This window comes from Chelativorans petroleitrophicus, from assembly GCF_025398195.1.
GTDB classification, from domain to species: domain Bacteria; phylum Pseudomonadota; class Alphaproteobacteria; order Rhizobiales; family Rhizobiaceae; genus Chelativorans; species Chelativorans petroleitrophicus.
This window is the reverse complement of the sequence record NZ_JAODNV010000014.1, coordinates 1-16764: the sequence shown is the minus strand read 5'-3', so window position 1 is coordinate 16764 and position 16764 is coordinate 1. Positions and strand designations below refer to the sequence as shown.

Genomic DNA, 16764 nt, shown 5'->3' with positions numbered 1-16764 from the left:
GCATTCGGTCATGAATGAGCTGAAGCCGGTCAAGAGCGAATTTACACCGCAGTCGGGTATGGCGGGCGAAGTGGCGCTCACCAGCCCCGACCGCTTTGTGAATAGGGAGTTTTCCTGGCTTCAGTTCAACCGACGTGTGCTGGAGGAGTCGCAGAACCCCTGCCACCCGCTTCTTGAGCGCGTGCGCTTCCTGTCGATCTCGGCGGACAATCTGGACGAGTTCTTCATGGTTCGCGTGGCCGGCCTTGCCGGTCAGGTGCGCGAAGGCATCAAGACCCGCAGCGCCGATGGCCGCACGCCGGAAGAGCAGCTTGAGCAGGTGCTGCGCGAGGTGAGCCGCCTCCAAGTCGAACAGCATGAGAGCCTTGCCCGCCTGCTCGAGCTGCTGAAGAAGGAAGGCATCGAGATCGTGCGCCCGGATGCGCTGTCGAAGGACGACAGGGAATGGGTCGAGCAGCATTTCCTCGAATCCATCTACCCGGTGCTCACGCCGTTATCGATCGATCCGGCCCATCCTTTCCCCTTCATCCCGAATCTCGGCTTTTCGATCGCGCTGACGCTCGAGCACCTGTCGAACAAGGAGGTCATGACGGCGCTCCTGCGCCTGCCGGTGACGCTGCAGCGGTTCGTCGCGCTGCCGGAAAGGCTGAAGGTGGTGCGCTTCATCGCGCTGGAAGACGTGGTGGAGATGTTCATCGGTAAGCTGTTCCCCGGCTACAAGGTCGTGGGCTCGGGCACCTTCCGCATCATCCGGGACAGCGACATCGAGGTGGAGGAGGAGGCGGAGGATCTCGTCCGCTTCTTCGAATCCGCGCTCAAGCGGCGGCGCCGCGGGTCGGTCATCCGCATCGAGTTCGAGAGCTCCATGCCCGAAAGCTTGCGCGAGTTTGTCGCCTTCGAGCTGGGCGTGTCGGGCTCGCGCATCAGCGTGCTCGACGGGCCGCTTGCCATCAGCCAGATTTCCGAGATCGTGGACCTGCCGCGCGACGATCTGAAATTCCCGCCCTATAATCCCCGCTTCCCTGAGCGCATCCGCGATCACGGGGGTGATTGCTTCGCGGCCATCCGTGAGAAGGACATCATCGTCCACCATCCCTATGAGAGCTTCGACGTGGTGGTGCAGTTCCTGCGTCAGGCCGCGAACGATCCGGATGTGATCGCCATAAAGCAGACGCTTTACCGCACCTCCAACGACAGCCCCATCGTGCGCGCGCTCATCGACGCCTCGGAGGCCGGAAAGTCGGTGACGGCGCTGGTCGAGCTGAAGGCGCGCTTCGACGAGGAGGCCAACATCCGCTGGGCGCGGGACCTCGAACGCGCGGGCGTGCAGGTGGTGTTCGGCTTCGTGGAGCTGAAGACGCATGCCAAGATGTCGCTGGTTGTGCGCCGCGAGGACGGAAAACTGCGCAACTACGTGCACTTGGGCACGGGCAACTACCACCCGATCACCGCCCGCATATACACCGATCTGTCCTATTTCACGGTGGATCCGGCGATCGCGCACGACGTGGCGAAGGTCTTCAACTTCATCACCGGCTATGCCGAGCCGGACGTGAACATGAAGCTCGCGGTTTCGCCCTTCACGCTGCGCAACCGCATCCTGGGTCACATCCGCGATGAAATGGAACATGCGAAGGCGGGCCGTCCGGCGCAAATCTGGATGAAGATGAACGCGCTTGTCGATCCCGAAGTCATCGACGCGCTTTACGAGGCGGGGCGCGCGGGCGTGGAGATCGACCTCGTGGTGCGGGGCATCTGCTGCCTGAGGCCGCGGGTGCCGGGCCTTTCGGAAAACATCCGCGTGAAGTCCATCGTCGGCCGCTTCCTGGAACATGGCCGCATCTACTGCTTCGGCAACGGCCACGGCCTGCCCTCCGACGAGGCGATCGTCTACATCTCTTCCGCCGACATGATGCCGCGCAATCTCGACCGGCGCGTGGAATGCATGGTGCCCATTACCAATCCAACCGTGCACGAGCAGGTGCTGGGCCAGATCATGCTGGGAAATCTCATGGACAATCAGCAGAGTTTCGAAGTATTGCCCGACGGCACGTCGCGGCGCATTGTGCCCGAGGACGGAGAGGAAGCGTTCAACGCCCAGGAATATTTCATGACCAATCCCAGCCTTTCCGGCCGCGGCGATGCACTGAAATCTCACGCGCCCAAGAGAATTGCCGCCTTCCGCCGGCGCAAGAAGGCGGCTGCCGGCTGATCCTGTGAGTATCGAGGCTTCCCAGGGACGGCTCCGCGACCGGCGGCCGGTTTCCGTCATCGACATCGGCTCGAACTCGATCCGGCTGGTCATCTACGAAGGCGTTGCACGCGCGCCGACCTTCCTGTTCAACGAGAAGATGCTGGCCGGTCTCGGCCGGGGCATCGTGACCACGGGCGAGCTCGATCCGGAGGGCGTCGAGCGGGCCGTCGCGGAATTCCGCCGCTTCCGCGCGCTCTCCGAGCAGGCGGGGGCCGAGTCCATGCACGTGCTCGCCACCGCCGCCGCCCGCGAGGCAAAGAACGGCCCCGAGTTCATCAGGCGTGCCGAGGAAATCCTCGGCACGCCCATCCGCGTGCTGTCGGGCCGGCAGGAAGCCTATTACTCCGCGCTCGGCGTGATCTCCTCCATCCACAAGGCCAACGGGGTCGTGGGCGATCTCGGCGGCGGCAGCCTTGAGCTGGTGGACGTCAAAGACGAGGAAATGGGCGAGGGGATCACACTGCCCCTCGGCGGACTGAAGCTGCAGGATCTCGCGAGCGGCTCCCTTGAAGCGGCGTCTCGGATCGTCAGCGCCGAGCTTGCCCGCGCCACATGGCTCAGGCAGTGCGGGGGCCGCAGCTTCTACTGCGTGGGCGGCACCTGGCGAAATCTCGCCCGCCTGCACATGGCCTCCCGGCGCTACCCGCTGGAGGTCATGCACCAGTACGAGATGGACCCGGCGCAATGCGTTCCGTTCCTGAAGCGGGTGGCAAGCGGCGACATCGGCAAGATGAAGGGGATCGAGCGCATATCGAAGAACCGCCGGGCGCTTCTGCCCTATGGCGCCATAGTCCTCCTCGAAATCATCCGCACGGCCCGCCCGGCCAAGCTTGTCATCTCGGCCAATGGCGTGCGTGAAGGCTATCTTTACTCGTTGCTGCCGGAAGCCGAGCGTAAGACCGACCCGTTAATATCGGCCGCGGAGGAACTAGCGATATTGCGGTCCCGGTCCGTCACCCATGTGCGAGAGCTTGCAGAATGGACGGGCGAGGCATTCGCCGTCCTCGGCATAGAGGAGACGGAGGACCAGGCGCGCTATCGCCGCGCGGCCTGCCTGCTGGCCGACATCGGCTGGCGGGCGCATCCCGAATACCGTGGCACGCAATCGCTCAACGTCATCGCGCACGGTTCCTTCATCGGCATCGACCATCCGGGGCGCGCCTTCATCGCGCTCACTAGCCTCTTCCGGCACGAGGGCCTGTTTGACGATGCCCTGTCGCCAAAGATGCGCGAACTCGCCACACCGCTCTATGCGGAGCGTGCGCGCATTCTGGGCGGGCTGATGCGGGTCGTCTATCTGCTGACGGCCTCCATGCCGGGCGTGATCCCGAAACTGAAATGGGACAAGAGGCCGGACGGTTCGCTGGTCTTGCTTGTACCACGCTCCCATGCTGCCTTGATGGGCGAGCGCCCGCAGGGCCGCATGAAGCAGCTGGCAAAGCTTCTGGGACGGAAGCTGACGCTCGAGGTTGCGCCGGAGTAGCGATTTCAGGAAAGCGGCTGCCCGTTTTCCTTCCGGGATTGCGGAATGTTATTCCGCAGCGCTTATGATGCGCTCTTCCAGCGTGAACGTTTCGACGCGCCGGCCGGTGAAGCGCAGCGCGATCTCGCCGCGCAGGAGCTTCAGCGCCTCTTCGCCGAAGACCTCGCGCCGCCAGCCCGAAAGCGCGGGCACCGCGGCATTCTCGCCCTGGGCGGTGATGCGGTCGATATCGTCGGATGAGGCGAGCATCTTCGGTGCCACGCCTTCCCGTTCCGCGACAAGCTTCAGGAGCACCTTGATCAGTTCGGCGGCCGCGGCGGCGCCCTCCGGCGCGTGCTGCGGTTTGGGCAGTTTGGGCAACTCGTCCTTCGGAAGGGCGAGCGCTTCGTTCACCGCCTTGAGCAGCCCGCTTGCGGCGGCCGAGCGTTCCCAGCCCTTGGGCATGCTTCTTAGCCGCCCCAGAGCCTCCGCGTCGCGCGGCTGCTGCTGCGCGATCTCATAGATCGCGTCGTCCTTGAGCACCCGGCCGCGCGGCACGTTGCGCTCCCGCGCTTCGCGCTCGCGCCAGGCTGCCACCCGCTGAAGCACCGCCAGTTCCACCGGCTTGCGGACGCGCAGCTTGAGCCGCTTCCAAGCATCTTCCGGATGCACGTCATAGGTCTCGCGCGCCGTGAGCACGTCCATTTCCTCTTTCAGCCAGTGCGCGCGGCCTTCTCTTTCGAGTTGGGCGCGGAGGTTCTGGAAGACGGGAATGAGGTGCGTGACATCGGCGATCGCATAGCGAAGCTGCTTTTCCGAAAGCGGGCGGTGTCGCCAATCCGTGAAGCGGGACGCCTTGTCGATATGCTCTCCGGTGATGCGGAAGACGAGCTGCTCGTAGGAGACGCTGTCGCCGAACCCGCACACCATCGCTGCCACCTGCGTATCGAAGATGGGGTGAGGGATCAGCCCGCCGCGATGATAGATGATCTCGATATCCTGCCTGGCCGCATGAAAGACCTTGATCACCCGTTCGTTCGCCATGAGGCGGAAGAAGGGCTCAAGGTCCATGCCCTCGGCCAGCGGGTCCACCAGCGCAGTCACACCGGGCGCGGCCATCTGGATCAGGCAGAGCTCGGGCCAGAAGGTGGTCTCACGGATGAATTCGGTGTCGATCGTGATGAAATCGGATTGCTCGAGGGCGGCGACTGCCTTTTCCAGCTGTGAGGGCGTTTTGATCAGTTCCATGTGCCATTCTTAGGCGCTGGCAGCCGAAATGTGAAGAATATGAATCTGCCGCGCGCCCTTCGCAGCCTGCCCTGCCTTGACAAAACCGGGTGGTCATGCGCTTTTCGCGCCGGTTTTCGGGCCTTCACCTTTCTGGATACGGAAGACAGTCGATGCACCGCTATCGCAGCCACACCTGCGCAGAACTGAGAAAATCCGATGTCGGCCAGACGGTCCGTCTTTCCGGCTGGGTCCACCGCGTGCGCGACCATGGGGGCCTGCTTTTCATCGACCTGCGCGACCATTACGGCATCACCCAAATCGTCGCCGATCCGGATTCGCCCGCTTTCGCGACGGCGGAAAGCGTGCGCGGCGAATGGGTGATCCGCGTGGACGGCGAGGTGAAGGCGCGTACGGAAGATACGGTGAACCCGAATCTTCCCACCGGCGAGGTCGAGGTTTTCGCGCGCGAGATCGAAGTGCTTTCCCGGGCCAAGGAACTGCCGCTGCCTGTCTTCGGCGAGCCTGACTATCCGGAGGACATCCGCCTCAGATACCGTTTCCTCGACCTGCGCCGCGAGACGCTGCACAAGAACATTGTCGCGCGCACGAGGATCATCGCTGAAATGCGCAGGCGCATGACGGAAGCAGGCTTCACGGAGTTTTCGACGCCCATCCTGACGGCTTCCTCGCCCGAGGGCGCGCGCGACTTCCTCGTGCCCTCGCGCCTGCATCCGGGCAAGTTCTATGCCCTGCCGCAGGCGCCGCAGATGTACAAGCAGCTCATCATGGTCGCGGGCTTCGACCGCTATTTCCAAATCGCGCCCTGCTTCCGCGACGAGGACCCGCGCGCCGACCGGCTGCCCGGCGAGTTCTACCAGCTCGACCTGGAGATGAGCTTCGTGGAGCAGGAGGACGTGTTCTCCACCATGGAGCCCGTCATGCGCTCCATCTTCGAGACTTTCGCCGGCGGCAAGCCGGTCACGCAGATCTTCCCGCGCATCCCCTATGACGAGGCAATGCGCAAATACGGCTCCGACAAGCCGGACCTGCGCAACCCCATCGTCATGGAGGACGTGTCGGAGCACTTCCGCGGCTCGGGCTTCAAGGTCTTCGCCAACATTCTGGCCAATGACCCGAACGCCGAGGTCTGGGCAATACCGGCCAAGACGGGCGGCTCCAGAGCCTTCTGCGACCGCATGAACTCCTGGGCGCAGGGGGAGGGCCAGCCGGGCCTCGGCTACATCTTCTGGCGCAGCGAGGGAGGCGCGCTGGAAGGCGCGGGCCCCATCGCCAAGAACATCGGCCCGGAGCGCACCGAGGCGATCCGCACCCAACTCGGCCTCGATGATGGCGATGCCTGCTTCTTCGTTGCCGGCGACCCGAAGAAATTCGCGGCCTTTGCCGGTGCTGCCCGCACGCGGGTCGGCGAGGAGCTGAACCTCGTTGATCGCGACCGCTTCGAACTCGCCTGGATCGTCGATTTTCCGTTCTATGAGTGGAACGAGGACGAGAAGAAGATCGAGTTCGGCCACAACCCCTTCACCATGCCGCAGGGCGGCCTCAAGGCGCTGGAGAGCGAGGAGCCGCTGTCAATCAAGGCCTTCCAGTACGATCTCGTCTGCAATGGCTACGAGATCGCCTCCGGCGGCATCCGCAACCACCTGCCGGACGTGATGGTGAAGGCGTTCGAGATTGTCGGCTTCAGCCAGAAGGATGTGGAGGAGCGCTTTGGCGGCCTCTACCGCGCCTTCCAGTATGGCGCGCCGCCCCATGGCGGCATGGCTGCGGGCATCGACCGCATCGTGATGCTCTTGGTGGGCGCGAAGAACCTGCGCGAAGTGACCATGTTCCCCATGAACCAGCAGGCCGTGGACCTCTTGATGGGCGCGCCCTCCGAAGCCACGCCGCAGCAGCTTCGCGAGCTGCATCTGCGGCTGGCGCCCATCAAGGAGTGATGCCGTGGCGGCCGGCCCGGATGCGTTCCGGCCGCGCCGCCCGCGCCTGCTCGTGACGGGCTTCGGCCCCTTTCCCGGTGTGCCGGTCAATCCCACCGAAGCCCTGGTGGAGGAGCTTGCGGCGCAGAAAGAGCGTTTTGCTCACCTGTGCGATCTCCGCACGGAGGTCTTCCCGGTCGATTACCGCGCGCTGCCGGGCCGCCTTGAAGATATCGGAACCGGGTTCGGGCCGGACATCGCTATTCATTTCGGGCTGAGCCTCAGGGCCACCGGCATCCAGCTTGAGCGAAAGGCACGGAACGTCATCGCCGAGGGCAAGCCGGACGATACCGGCCACATACCTCAAAGCAGGCATATCCGCGCGGATGCGGGTGACGTTGACTCCTCGCTGCCACTCGAGGAAATTTCCGATGCCCTTCAGGCCGAAGGGCTGCCCGTTGGCTTCTCCGACGATGCCGGAGCCTATCTCTGCAACTACCTGTTCTATCTGTCAGGAGCGCATTTCTGCACGGGTTTCGCGCCGTCCATGTCGGGCTTCATCCACATGCCGCCGTCTGCCGTGCTCGGCATCGAGAAAATGGCCTCCGCCGCAAGCACCATAGTGGATGTCTGCTGTCGCGCCTGGTCTCGGCAGGCGGTTCTCAGCGATTGACGTCTATGTCCACCTCTTCGACGCAGGATTGCCTCGCCTTGTGGCTTCCGCCGGTATGCCACGGGCCATCATAACGGCGGGCATTGTGCACCTCCGCCAGAAAGAAGCAGCGCCACTCGCCCTTGCCGATAGGCCGCGACGTGCTTTCTCCGCCGAACTGAAAGGCGAGCACTTTCTCCTTTCCTTCCGTGTGGCCGAGAATGTGCGGGCAGACCTTGCGGTCCCGCCCGCGATAGACGAACGCCACCTGCTGGCGCCGGAGAATGGCTTCGCGAAAGACCCGGTAGATGGCGCTCGTCATGGCGAAGCCATCGGCCGCTTCCGCCTATTCGTTGGCCACCACGCTAAGCCCGATCTGCTTCGCCAGCATCTCGGGCGAAACCATCGCTGCTCCCATCAGTATGGCGAAGGGCAGGGGGCTCGCAGGCTTCGCGCTGATCTCGATGCTGCCGGGGCTTTCCAGAAATGTCCCTACCGCTTCCGCGATCTGGCCTGCAAGCTCGTCACCCAGGAAGGACGACAGCTGCTGCGGGATGGCCGCTTTCACCTGAGAAACGATATCCTCCGGGCTGCTGCCCTGTTCCTGTGCGGCGTGTGCCAGCCCCTTTTCCGCCAGCCCGTCATCCACGAAGCGGACCGACGCGCCGTGAAAGGTGAGTTGCTGCATGCCAAGCATGGCCATGCCCCGCATCGGATCATCACCGCTCTCTTCCAACTGTCGGAAGAATTCCGGCGTGTAACCCGCCAGATCGAGCATCAAGATCAGCGTGCCTGCGCTATCTATGGCGGCCTCGTAGCGCGACAGCGTCACGCGGCCATCGGATGCCCGCCAGTTTCCCTCCATAACGGCACTACCGGTGACTTCCTGATAGCCGAGTGCCTCCACAGTCCTGAGCGCCTTTTCGCCTTCGAGCATGACGCCCAGATCGAGCCAGAACGACCCGATGGCGCCGTTCATGTCGATGGTCTGCTTGTCTGCTGAAACAGCTGAATTGCTGTAGAGATTTTCGGCCGTGGCAATCGGTCCATCTGCGTTCGTAACGTCGAGCCGGGCCGCTTCCATCCTGTCGAAACGCAGGAATCCGCCGAAGGGATCGTCGCTAACGTCCGGTGGCAGCACAAGGCCGGAAACGGCAAGATCGGTCATGGAGACCGTGATGCCGTCTTTCTGATGTTTGAAGCTTTCCAGCTCCACTGTCTCGATGCGATAGCTGCCGTCCTCGCGCTCACGCACATCTTCCAGAACCAGCGTGCCGAGCGGAAGGCTCTCCCCGGCTTCCGCGCTTTTGAGCGTAACGCCCTCGAGCGTGACATCGCTGCCCTCCAGCGTGGCGCTGTCGTAGTCAAGCTCGATCTTCTGCCTTGACAGCACCTCCTTCAGGCGCGCGCCCACGGCGCCTGCTTCCAGGGCGAAGGCGTTGGGCATGCCCGCCATGAGACCGGCGAGCAGAATGGGAACAAGGCGCTTCGGATGGCTATTCATGTGATGAATCCCGGACAAGAGAAAGAGCAAAATCCTGGTCTCAGAGACGTGACTGGTTCTTCCTAGTTCCTTCGAAGATGGCTACCGCCGTTCCGGCTGTCAAATTCACTTGCAGCGATCGGCTTGCTTACACGCGCTCTCTCGTCATGCATTTGACGCTTGCATTGCAGTGCGAATGCACGGCGCACTTGCCGCGAATCGCCTCCTCCGCTAACCCGGAAGCATGGGAAAAGAGCTTCTTCCGCCTGGCAGTGGTGAGTCCGCTGCGCCGGTTGATCTGAAAAAGGCGCTCGAGGAGCGCTACCTCGCCTACGCGCTGTCTACCATCATGCACCGGGCCTTGCCCGATGTGCGCGATGGGCTGAAGCCAGTGCACCGGCGCATCATGCACACCATGCGGCTCCTGCGGCTCAACCCGGACCAGGGCTTTGCCAAATGCGCCCGCATCGTGGGCGACGTGATGGGTAAGTTCCATCCCCATGGCGACCAGTCCATCTACGATGCGCTGGTGCGCCTCGCACAGCCCTTCGCCATGCGCTATCCGCTGGTGGATGGACAGGGAAACTTCGGCAACATCGACGGCGACAACGCCGCCGCCATGCGCTACACCGAGGCGCGTATGACGGAGGTGGCGGTCGAGCTTCTCGCCGGCATCACCGAGGATGCTGTCGACTTTCGTCCCACCTACAACGAGGAGGACGAGGAGCCGGTCGTTCTCCCCGGCGCCTTCCCGAACCTCCTCTGCAACGGCTCCTCCGGCATCGCCGTCGGCATGGCGACCTCCATCCCGCCGCACAATGCGGCGGAGGTTTGCGACGCCGCACTGGCCCTGATCGACGATCCGGAAACGCCCGTTGAGCGGCTGCTCGATTTCGTCAAAGGGCCGGATTTCCCGACCGGCGGCATCATTGTCGAGGACAAGGCTTCGATTCGCGAGGCCTATGAGACAGGCCGCGGCGGCTTCCGGCTGCGCGCGCGCTGGCATAAGGAAGATCAGGGCCGCGGCATGTGGAATGCCGTCGTCACCGAAATTCCTTACGGTATCCAGAAGTCGAAGCTGATCGAGAAGATCGCCGAGCTCATCCTTTCGCGCAAGCTGCCGCTTCTGGAGGATGTGCGCGACGAGAGCGCGGAGGACATCCGCATCGTGCTGGTGCCCAAGAGCCGCACGGTCGAGCCCGAGCTTTTGATGGAATCGCTCTTCCGCCTTACGGATCTGGAGACGCGCTTCCCGCTCAACATGAACGTGCTGTCGCGCGGGCGCGTGCCAGGCGTCCTGTCGCTCAGGCAGGTCCTGCGCGAATGGCTCGACCATCGGCGGGAGGTGCTTCTCCGCCGCTCCCGCCACCGCCTGGCTGAGATCGAGAAACGGCTTGAAATCCTCGCCGGCTATCTCATCGCCTATCTCAACATCGATGAGGTCATCCGCATCATCCGCGAGGAGGATGAGCCGAAGCCCGTGATGATGGCTCGCTTCAACCTGACGGACACGCAGGCGGAAGCGATCCTCAACATGCGCCTGCGCGCCTTGCGCAAGCTGGAAGAATTCGAAATCCGCACCGAGTTCGAGAAACTTTCGGAGGAAAAGACCCAGATCGAGGCCCTGCTCGCTTCCGAGGAGCGCCAGTGGAAGACGGTGCGCTGGGAAGTGGCCAAGGTGCGCCAGACCTTCGATCCGGAGAAGAACCCGGTGCTCGGCCGCCGCCGCACCACCTTCGGCGAGGCCCCCGCGCACGATCTGGAGGACGTGCAGCAGGCGATGATCGAGCGCGAGCCGATCACCGTCATCCTGTCCGAGAAGGGCTGGATCCGGGCGATGAAGGGGCACATCTCGGACCTTTCGGGCGTGTCGTTCAAGGAGGGCGACTCGCTCAAGCTCTCCTTCCATGCGCAGACGACCGACAAGATCCTGCTGTTCACCACCGGCGGCAAGTTCTACACGCTGGGGGCGGACCGGCTGCCCGGCGGGCGCGGCCACGGCGAGCCGGTGCGCATCATGATCGATATGGAAAACGACCAGGCGATCGTGACCGCCTTCGCCCACGACCCCGAGCGCAAGCTGCTACTCGCCTCCTATGCCGGCAACGGCTTCGTCGTGCCGGAGAAGGACGTGGTGGCCAACACCCGCAAGGGCAAGCAGATCATGAACGTCAAGGCGCCGGACGAGGCGCGGCTCTGCATGCCCGTCACCGGGGATCACGTTGCCGTGGTTGGCGAAAACCGCAAGCTGCTAGTCTTCCCGCTGGCGCAGGTTCCGGAAATGGTGCGCGGCAAGGGGGTGCGCCTGCAGCGCTACCGCGATGGCGGCATCGCCGACATCAAAACCTTTGCGCTGGCTGATGGGCTCACCTGGCAAGATTCCGCCGAACGGACCTTTACCCGCTCGCGCGAGGATCTTCTGGAGTGGATGGGTGACCGCGCGGCCGCCGGGCGCATGGCCCCTAAGGGCTTCCCGAGGTCGGGCAAGTTCTCGGCCTGACGTCGGGGGCAAGCCTTCATCAGGCGCATCCGGACAGGCGCTCCGTCTACAACTCACGGAAGCTCCGGGATTTCCTTTACCTACGGCGGCGTCCTGGCGCAAAACCGTGGGACATGTTTTAAAAACCGGCTTAAGCTTGGGCTAAGTCTCAGGAGTATCGAATGGCCACGAATGTTGCCCTGATCGGGCTCGCACGCGATCTCGCAGAGCGCGAGGCTTCCGGCAAGCCGATACGCATCGGGCTCATCGGTTCGGGCGAGATGGGCACCGATATCGTCACGCGCGTGACGCATATGCGCGGGATCGTGGTGGGCGGCATCGCGGAGATCAAGCCCGAGGCCGCCCTGAAGGCGGTCGAGATCGCCTATGGCGAGCCGGGACATGCGCGGCAGGCAGGCAGCGCCGCGGCGGTCACGCAGGCCATGGAGTCGGGCAGGATCGCCGTGACAGAGGATGCCGGCCTTCTCATCGAAAGCGGCCTGATCGACGTGGTGATCGATGCCACGGGCGTGCCTGCAGTCGGCGCGGAGATCGGTCTTCGCGCCATGGAGCACGGGAAGCACCTCGTCATGATGAATGTCGAGGCGGACGTCACCATCGGCGCATATCTCAAGAGCGAGGCCGAGCGGCTGGGCGTCGTCTATTCGCTGGGTGCGGGCGACGAACCCTCCGCCTGCATGGAACTGATCGAATTCGTCTCGGCCATGGGGCACCCGATCGTGGCCGCCGGCAAGGGAAAGAACAACCCGCTCAATGTGGACGCCACGCCCGACCTCTACGAGGAGGAGGCACGCCGCCGCAACATGAACCCGCGCATGCTGGTCGAGTTTGTGGACGGCTCGAAGACCATGGTGGAGATGGCGGCGATCGCAAACGCCACCGGGCTCGTGCCGGACAAGCCGGGCATGCACGGCCCCGCGGCCACACTGGATCAGCTTTCCTCCACGCTGATCCCCGAAAAGGATGGCGGGGTGCTCGGCCGCATCGGCGTTGTCGATTACTCCATCGGCAAGGGGGTGGCCCCAGGCGTCTTCGTCATCGCCGACATGTCGCATCCGCGGATCACCGAGCGCATGGAAGACCTGAAAATGGGGAAGGGGCCCTATTTCACTTTCCATCGGCCGTATCACCTGACCTCGCTGGAGGTGCCGCTCACCTGTGCGCGCGCCGTGCTTTACGGAAAGGCCGATATGGTGCCGCTTTCAAGACCCGTGGCGGATGTTTGCGCGGTGGCCAAGAAAGATCTGAAACCGGGCGACACGCTCGATGCCATGGGCGAATATTGCTACCGCGCCTGGATCATGCAGGTGGAGGATGCGCGTGCGGCCCGGGCAATCCCCTGCGGGCTGCTGCAGGGCGGCACGGTGACCCGGCCGATCGCCAAGGGCATGCTGATCACATACGACAACGCCGCTCCGCCTCCCGGCTCGCGCATCGCAGAGCTGCGCGCCCGGCAGGACGCGCTCGTTTTTGGTGGCACGGCAAATCCGACGTGAGCCCGTACCGCGGGTGCGGCGGCGCGGCGCTTCGCCTTCCTTGGCGCACTGCGCTCAGCGCCTGGATTCCATCGCCATCCTGACCGCCAGACCGGCAAGCACAGTACCCATCAGCCAGCGCTGCACGAGCAGCCAGAACGGATTGCGGGCCAGGAACAGCGAGATGCCGCCCGCGGCGAGCGCGATCGCGGCATTGACGGTGACGCTGATGGCAATCTGCGTGGAGCCAAGAACGATGGATTGGGTAAGCACGCTGCCGCGTGAGGGATCGACGAACTGCGGCAGCAGGGAGAGATAGACCATCGCGATCTTGGGGTTGAGCAGGTTGGTGAGAAGGCCCATCAGGAACAGCTTCTTCGGCCTGTCCCTGGGCAGCTCCTTCACCTCGAAGGGCGAGCGCCCGCCGGGCCTGACCGCCTGCCAGGCAAGCCACAGGAGATAGGCCGCGCCCGCAAGCCTGAGGACGTCATAGGCAAAGGGCACCGCCAGAAGAAGTGCCGTGATTCCGAAGGCGGCCGCGAGCATGTAGAAGACGAAGCCCGTCGCCACTCCGGCGAGCGAGATGAACCCCGCCTTAGGCCCCTGCGTAATCGACCGGGAGATCAGATAGATCATGTTCGGGCCGGGCGTGAGCACCATTCCCAGCGCCACCAGAGCGAAGGCGATCAGACTGATGGTGTCCGGCACGGAGAGGATCTCCGGATGTGATGGATGAAACGCATGAAGAATGCGCACATTCCATCATACCGGCCGGGATGCCAGCAAGAGGAAACCGTTGAACCAGTCTGGCTGCGGCCAGAGGCTCAGTGACGATATTGCTGGATGCGTGTGGTTCTGAGACCCTGAAGTCCGTATTCGTCGATAGAGGCCTGCCAGGACAGGAACTCCTCCACGGTGAGGCGATAGCGCTGACAGGCTTCCTCCAGGCTCAGCAGCCCGCCGCGCACGGCGGCCACAACTTCCGCCTTGCGCCGGATGACCCAGCGGCGCGTGTTGGAGGGAGGCAGATCGGCAACCGTCAGCGGGCTGCCATCCGGCCCGATGACATATTTGACGCGCGGGCGCACGAGATCGGTCATCGTACTCTCTATACTTCACCAGACCCAATCGCCGCGACGATAGCGCCGCAGCTTTAAGATTTGCCTAAACGCCCGGTAAGACTAGCGTAACAGAAATGAATCCGGCGTTAGGGATTGGCCTCGAAATTGATTCAAACTGGCCTTAAAGCTCGGCTCGGTTCGCGCGGCCGCCGGGTTGACCTGAGGGCAGAGCGTTGCCATGTAGCGCGCATTGAAATGGAAGCGAAAGCGATGAACAGCCTGGACCTGCCCCGTCGCCCCGAGGATACGCGCGTGGTCGTGGCCATGTCGGGAGGCGTGGATTCCTCCGTCGTGGCCGGGCTTCTGGCCCGCGAAGGCTATCAGGTGATCGGGGTCACCCTGCAGCTCTACGATCATGGTGCGGCGGTGCACCGCGCCGGTTCCTGTTGCGCCGGCCAGGATATCGACGATGCGCGCCGCGTCGCCGAGACGCTGGGCATTGCGCATTACGTGCTCGATTACGAGGAGCGGTTCCGCAAGGCCGTCATCGATCCTTTTGCCGAAAGCTATGTGGCCGGCCAGACGCCCATCCCCTGCGTGGCATGCAATCAGACCGTGAAGTTCTCGGACCTTCTGGAGACGGCGCGCGAGCTTGAGGCCGATGCGCTCGCCACCGGCCATTACGTCCGCTCGCGGCCGAATGGCGCGCACCGGGCGCTTTACCGGCCCGTCGATACAGACCGGGACCAGAGCTATTTCCTCTTTGCCACCACGCAGGAGCAGATCGACTATCTGCGCTTTCCGCTGGGCGGCATGTCGAAGCCTGAAGTGCGCAAGATCGCCGAGGAGATGGGCCTGTCGGTCGCGGCCAAGCACGACAGCCAGGACATCTGCTTCGTCCCTCAGGGGCGGTATTCCGACGTGATCGCCAAGCTGAGGCCCGAGGCGGCCACGCCGGGCGACATCGTGCATATAGACGGCCGCGTGCTCGGCCGGCATGAGGGCATCCTGCATTATACGATCGGACAGCGCCGCGGCCTGCGCATCGCGACCGGGGAGCCGCTTTACGTGGTGCATCTCGACGCGGAGCGGGCGCGGGTTGTGGTGGGGCCGCGTTCGGCACTGGAGACGCGCCGGGTCTTCCTGCGCCAGGTAAACTGGCTGGGCGATGAGCCTCTTTTGGACCTTCCGGCCGAAGGCATGGAGGTTTTCGCTAAGGTGCGCTCCACCCGGCCGCCTGTGCCCGCCACCCTTCATAATGACGGTGGCACGGTTTTCGTCGACCTTCACGAAGGGGAAGCGGGTGTCGCGCCCGGTCAGGCCTGCGTGCTCTATGATGACGACGGCGACGAGGCGCGCGTTCTTGGCGGCGGCTTCATCGAGCGCTCGCAGCGCGGCGCGCAGGCGGAGGCCCAGCTCGCGCGTCTCGAAGGCCGGCCGGCAGCTTAGGCAGGAAAAGTAGGTACGGCTTTCCGCCCTGGAACTGCCGAAAATCAAAAGCTTGGATTCCGCAGCGGCAGCTCGGTGCGGAATTGATGCGCCGGCGCCTCAGTCGTGCGTCACCGTGCCGGCGGTGAGGATGCGCAATACCTCTATCGCCTCTTCGCCCGAGGTGCGGGGCTCGCTTCCGTTCTGCACGCATTCGAGGAAATGCTCGAGCTCCCGCGTGAGCGGCATGCCTTCCTCCACGCTCACATAGGTCGGCTCGTTGGCGGTGAAGGCCCACTGGCCGCTGTCCCGCCACACGGCGTGGCGATAGACCGCCAGCTTGCGTTCCCACGGCTCCACGTCGTCAAAGACGGCCATGGCCTTGTTGCCCACGACCGTGAGGCGACGCTCGCGATAGGGATTGAGGCGCGAGGCGAACAGATGGCTCCTCAGCCCGTTCGCAAACCGCATGTGCAGATGGGCGAAGTCGCTCAGATGGTCGAGCAGCGCCGCCCCTTCGCCGCGCACTTCCACCGGGGCGGTGCCGGTGATCGCGAGAATCATGGAAAGATCGTGCGGCGCCAGGTCCCACAGCGCATCGTTCTCGGTGTGGAACTTGCCGAGACCGAGCCGGTGGGAATGGATGTATCGCACCTCGCCCAGCTCGTTGGCGTCAATCAGCGCCTTCAGCTTCTCGAAGGCGGGATGGAAGCGCAGCACATGGCCCACCATGTAGAGCCGGCCTGCATCCTTGGCCGCTTGCACCGCCCTTTCGGCATCGGCGACGTTTAGCGCCACGGGTTTCTCCACCAGCACATGCTTGCCCGCCTGCACGGCTCTGATGGAATATTCGGCGTGAAACTGCGGCGGCAGCGCCAGGACGATCGCGTCGATCTCGTCATCCTCGAACAGATCGTCGGGGTCGACCACGCGGCAGTCATGCTCGCTGGCGAAACCCTCCGCGCGAGCGCGGTTCGCATCCGACACGGCGCTGAGCGCGCCGAGCGATTTGAGCGTGCGGATGTGGTTCGACCCCCAATACCCACATCCCAGGACAGCGATACGCGGCTTCATTCAGTCTTCACTTGATTGACCTGCGACACATATCGGCGCGAAGGCCGCAACTCAAGTCCGCTCTCTCAAACTCTCTGAACCCGTTCATAGCGATATCTCTCTGAACGCCGATAGCGATTCTGAACACGCTCATACTGAACCGCGCCGGGTTTGCCGGAGGCTGATTTGGTTTAGTTACGCGGCCATGGCTTCAGTTTCCAGAGCCGCGTAG

13 protein-coding genes are annotated in these 16764 nt (G+C 63.8%); 7 read left to right on the top strand and 6 right to left on the bottom strand.

Features of this window, described 5'->3' with window-relative positions; all coding sequences use genetic code 11:
- The first annotated feature begins 10 nt into the window (after positions 1-10).
- Both NYR54_RS13415 and ppx read left to right on the top strand, forming a co-directional pair.
- Positions 11-2212: an RNA degradosome polyphosphate kinase gene (locus NYR54_RS13415; RefSeq protein ID WP_261516201.1), complete on the top strand. Its 2202-nt coding sequence runs from the start codon at positions 11-13 to the stop codon at positions 2210-2212.
- A gap of 4 nt (positions 2213-2216) precedes the next feature.
- Positions 2217-3737, top strand: coding sequence for an exopolyphosphatase (gene ppx / locus NYR54_RS13410; RefSeq protein ID WP_261516200.1), 1521 nt, complete (start codon positions 2217-2219; stop codon positions 3735-3737).
- A 48-nt stretch (positions 3738-3785) separates the two neighbouring features.
- On the opposite strand, the gene rnd is transcribed toward ppx, so the two are convergent.
- Positions 3786-4964 carry a ribonuclease D gene (rnd, locus tag NYR54_RS13405; protein WP_261516199.1) on the bottom strand — a complete coding sequence of 393 codons (1179 nt, stop codon included), beginning with the start codon at positions 4962-4964 and terminating at the stop codon, positions 3786-3788.
- Positions 4965-5116: 152 nt separating this feature from the next.
- Between rnd and aspS the strand changes: the two genes are divergently transcribed.
- Both aspS and NYR54_RS13395 read left to right on the top strand, forming a co-directional pair.
- The gene (aspS, locus tag NYR54_RS13400) at positions 5117-6901 is read left to right on the top strand and encodes an aspartate--tRNA ligase (RefSeq protein ID WP_261516198.1); all 1785 of its coding nucleotides are present in this window, start codon (positions 5117-5119) and stop codon (positions 6899-6901) included.
- A gap of 4 nt (positions 6902-6905) precedes the next feature.
- Complete coding sequence (locus NYR54_RS13395) at positions 6906-7553, top strand: pyroglutamyl-peptidase I (protein ID WP_261516197.1); 648 nt, start codon at positions 6906-6908, stop codon at positions 7551-7553.
- On the opposite strand, the gene NYR54_RS13390 is transcribed toward NYR54_RS13395, so the two are convergent.
- Positions 7543-7854, bottom strand: a complete 312-nt coding sequence (locus NYR54_RS13390) for a hypothetical protein (RefSeq protein WP_261516196.1) — start codon at positions 7852-7854, stop codon at positions 7543-7545. The two genes, NYR54_RS13395 and NYR54_RS13390, sit on opposite strands and share 11 nt — an antisense overlap.
- Before the next feature lie 24 nt (positions 7855-7878).
- Entirely contained in the window at positions 7879-9036 is a 1158-nt protein-coding gene (locus NYR54_RS13385) for a hypothetical protein (protein WP_261516195.1), read from the bottom strand.
- A gap of 223 nt (positions 9037-9259) precedes the next feature.
- Between NYR54_RS13385 and parC the strand changes: the two genes are divergently transcribed.
- Together parC and NYR54_RS13375 are read left to right on the top strand one after the other, a co-directional pair.
- Positions 9260-11515, top strand: a complete 2256-nt coding sequence (gene parC / locus NYR54_RS13380; protein ID WP_261516194.1) for a DNA topoisomerase IV subunit A — start codon at positions 9260-9262, stop codon at positions 11513-11515.
- 161 nt (positions 11516-11676) lie between these two features.
- A complete protein-coding gene (locus NYR54_RS13375; protein ID WP_261516193.1) occupies positions 11677-13011 on the top strand; it encodes an NAD(P)H-dependent oxidoreductase in 1335 nt (444 codons plus the stop codon).
- A gap of 54 nt (positions 13012-13065) precedes the next feature.
- On the opposite strand, the gene NYR54_RS13370 is transcribed toward NYR54_RS13375, so the two are convergent.
- Both NYR54_RS13370 and sciP read right to left on the bottom strand, forming a co-directional pair.
- On the bottom strand, positions 13066-13650 hold the full coding sequence (locus NYR54_RS13370) for a LysE family translocator (RefSeq protein WP_279327536.1): 585 nt from the start codon (positions 13648-13650) through the stop codon (positions 13066-13068).
- Positions 13651-13814: 164 nt separating this feature from the next.
- A complete protein-coding gene (sciP, locus tag NYR54_RS13365) occupies positions 13815-14090 on the bottom strand; it encodes a CtrA inhibitor SciP (RefSeq protein WP_261516191.1) in 276 nt (91 codons plus the stop codon).
- A 231-nt stretch (positions 14091-14321) separates the two neighbouring features.
- Here sciP and mnmA point away from each other — a divergent pair, with 231 nt between their 5' ends.
- A complete protein-coding gene (gene mnmA, locus NYR54_RS13360; RefSeq protein WP_261516190.1) occupies positions 14322-15500 on the top strand; it encodes a tRNA 2-thiouridine(34) synthase MnmA in 1179 nt (392 codons plus the stop codon).
- 99 nt (positions 15501-15599) lie between these two features.
- On the opposite strand, the gene NYR54_RS13355 is transcribed toward mnmA, so the two are convergent.
- Positions 15600-16553 (bottom strand): Gfo/Idh/MocA family protein, encoded by a 954-nt coding sequence (locus NYR54_RS13355; protein WP_261516189.1) that lies wholly within the window; start codon positions 16551-16553, stop codon positions 15600-15602.
- Positions 16554-16764 lie beyond the last annotated feature (211 nt).

Coding starts and splice junctions, on each gene's coding strand:
- NYR54_RS13415 (WP_261516201.1), top strand. CDS start 11: ATGAATGAGCTGAAGCCGGTCAAGAGCGAATTTACACCGCAGTCGGGT.
- rnd (WP_261516199.1), bottom strand. CDS start 4,964: ATGGAACTGATCAAAACGCCCTCACAGCTGGAAAAGGCAGTCGCCGCC.
- aspS (WP_261516198.1), top strand. CDS start 5,117: ATGCACCGCTATCGCAGCCACACCTGCGCAGAACTGAGAAAATCCGAT.
- NYR54_RS13390 (WP_261516196.1), bottom strand. CDS start 7,854: ATGACGAGCGCCATCTACCGGGTCTTTCGCGAAGCCATTCTCCGGCGC.
- NYR54_RS13385 (WP_261516195.1), bottom strand. CDS start 9,036: ATGAATAGCCATCCGAAGCGCCTTGTTCCCATTCTGCTCGCCGGTCTC.
- parC (WP_261516194.1), top strand. CDS start 9,260: ATGGGAAAAGAGCTTCTTCCGCCTGGCAGTGGTGAGTCCGCTGCGCCG.
- NYR54_RS13375 (WP_261516193.1), top strand. CDS start 11,677: ATGGCCACGAATGTTGCCCTGATCGGGCTCGCACGCGATCTCGCAGAG.
- NYR54_RS13370 (WP_279327536.1), bottom strand. CDS start 13,650: ATGGTGCTCACGCCCGGCCCGAACATGATCTATCTGATCTCCCGGTCG.
- sciP (WP_261516191.1), bottom strand. CDS start 14,090: ATGACCGATCTCGTGCGCCCGCGCGTCAAATATGTCATCGGGCCGGAT.
- mnmA (WP_261516190.1), top strand. CDS start 14,322: ATGAACAGCCTGGACCTGCCCCGTCGCCCCGAGGATACGCGCGTGGTC.
- NYR54_RS13355 (WP_261516189.1), bottom strand. CDS start 16,553: ATGAAGCCGCGTATCGCTGTCCTGGGATGTGGGTATTGGGGGTCGAAC.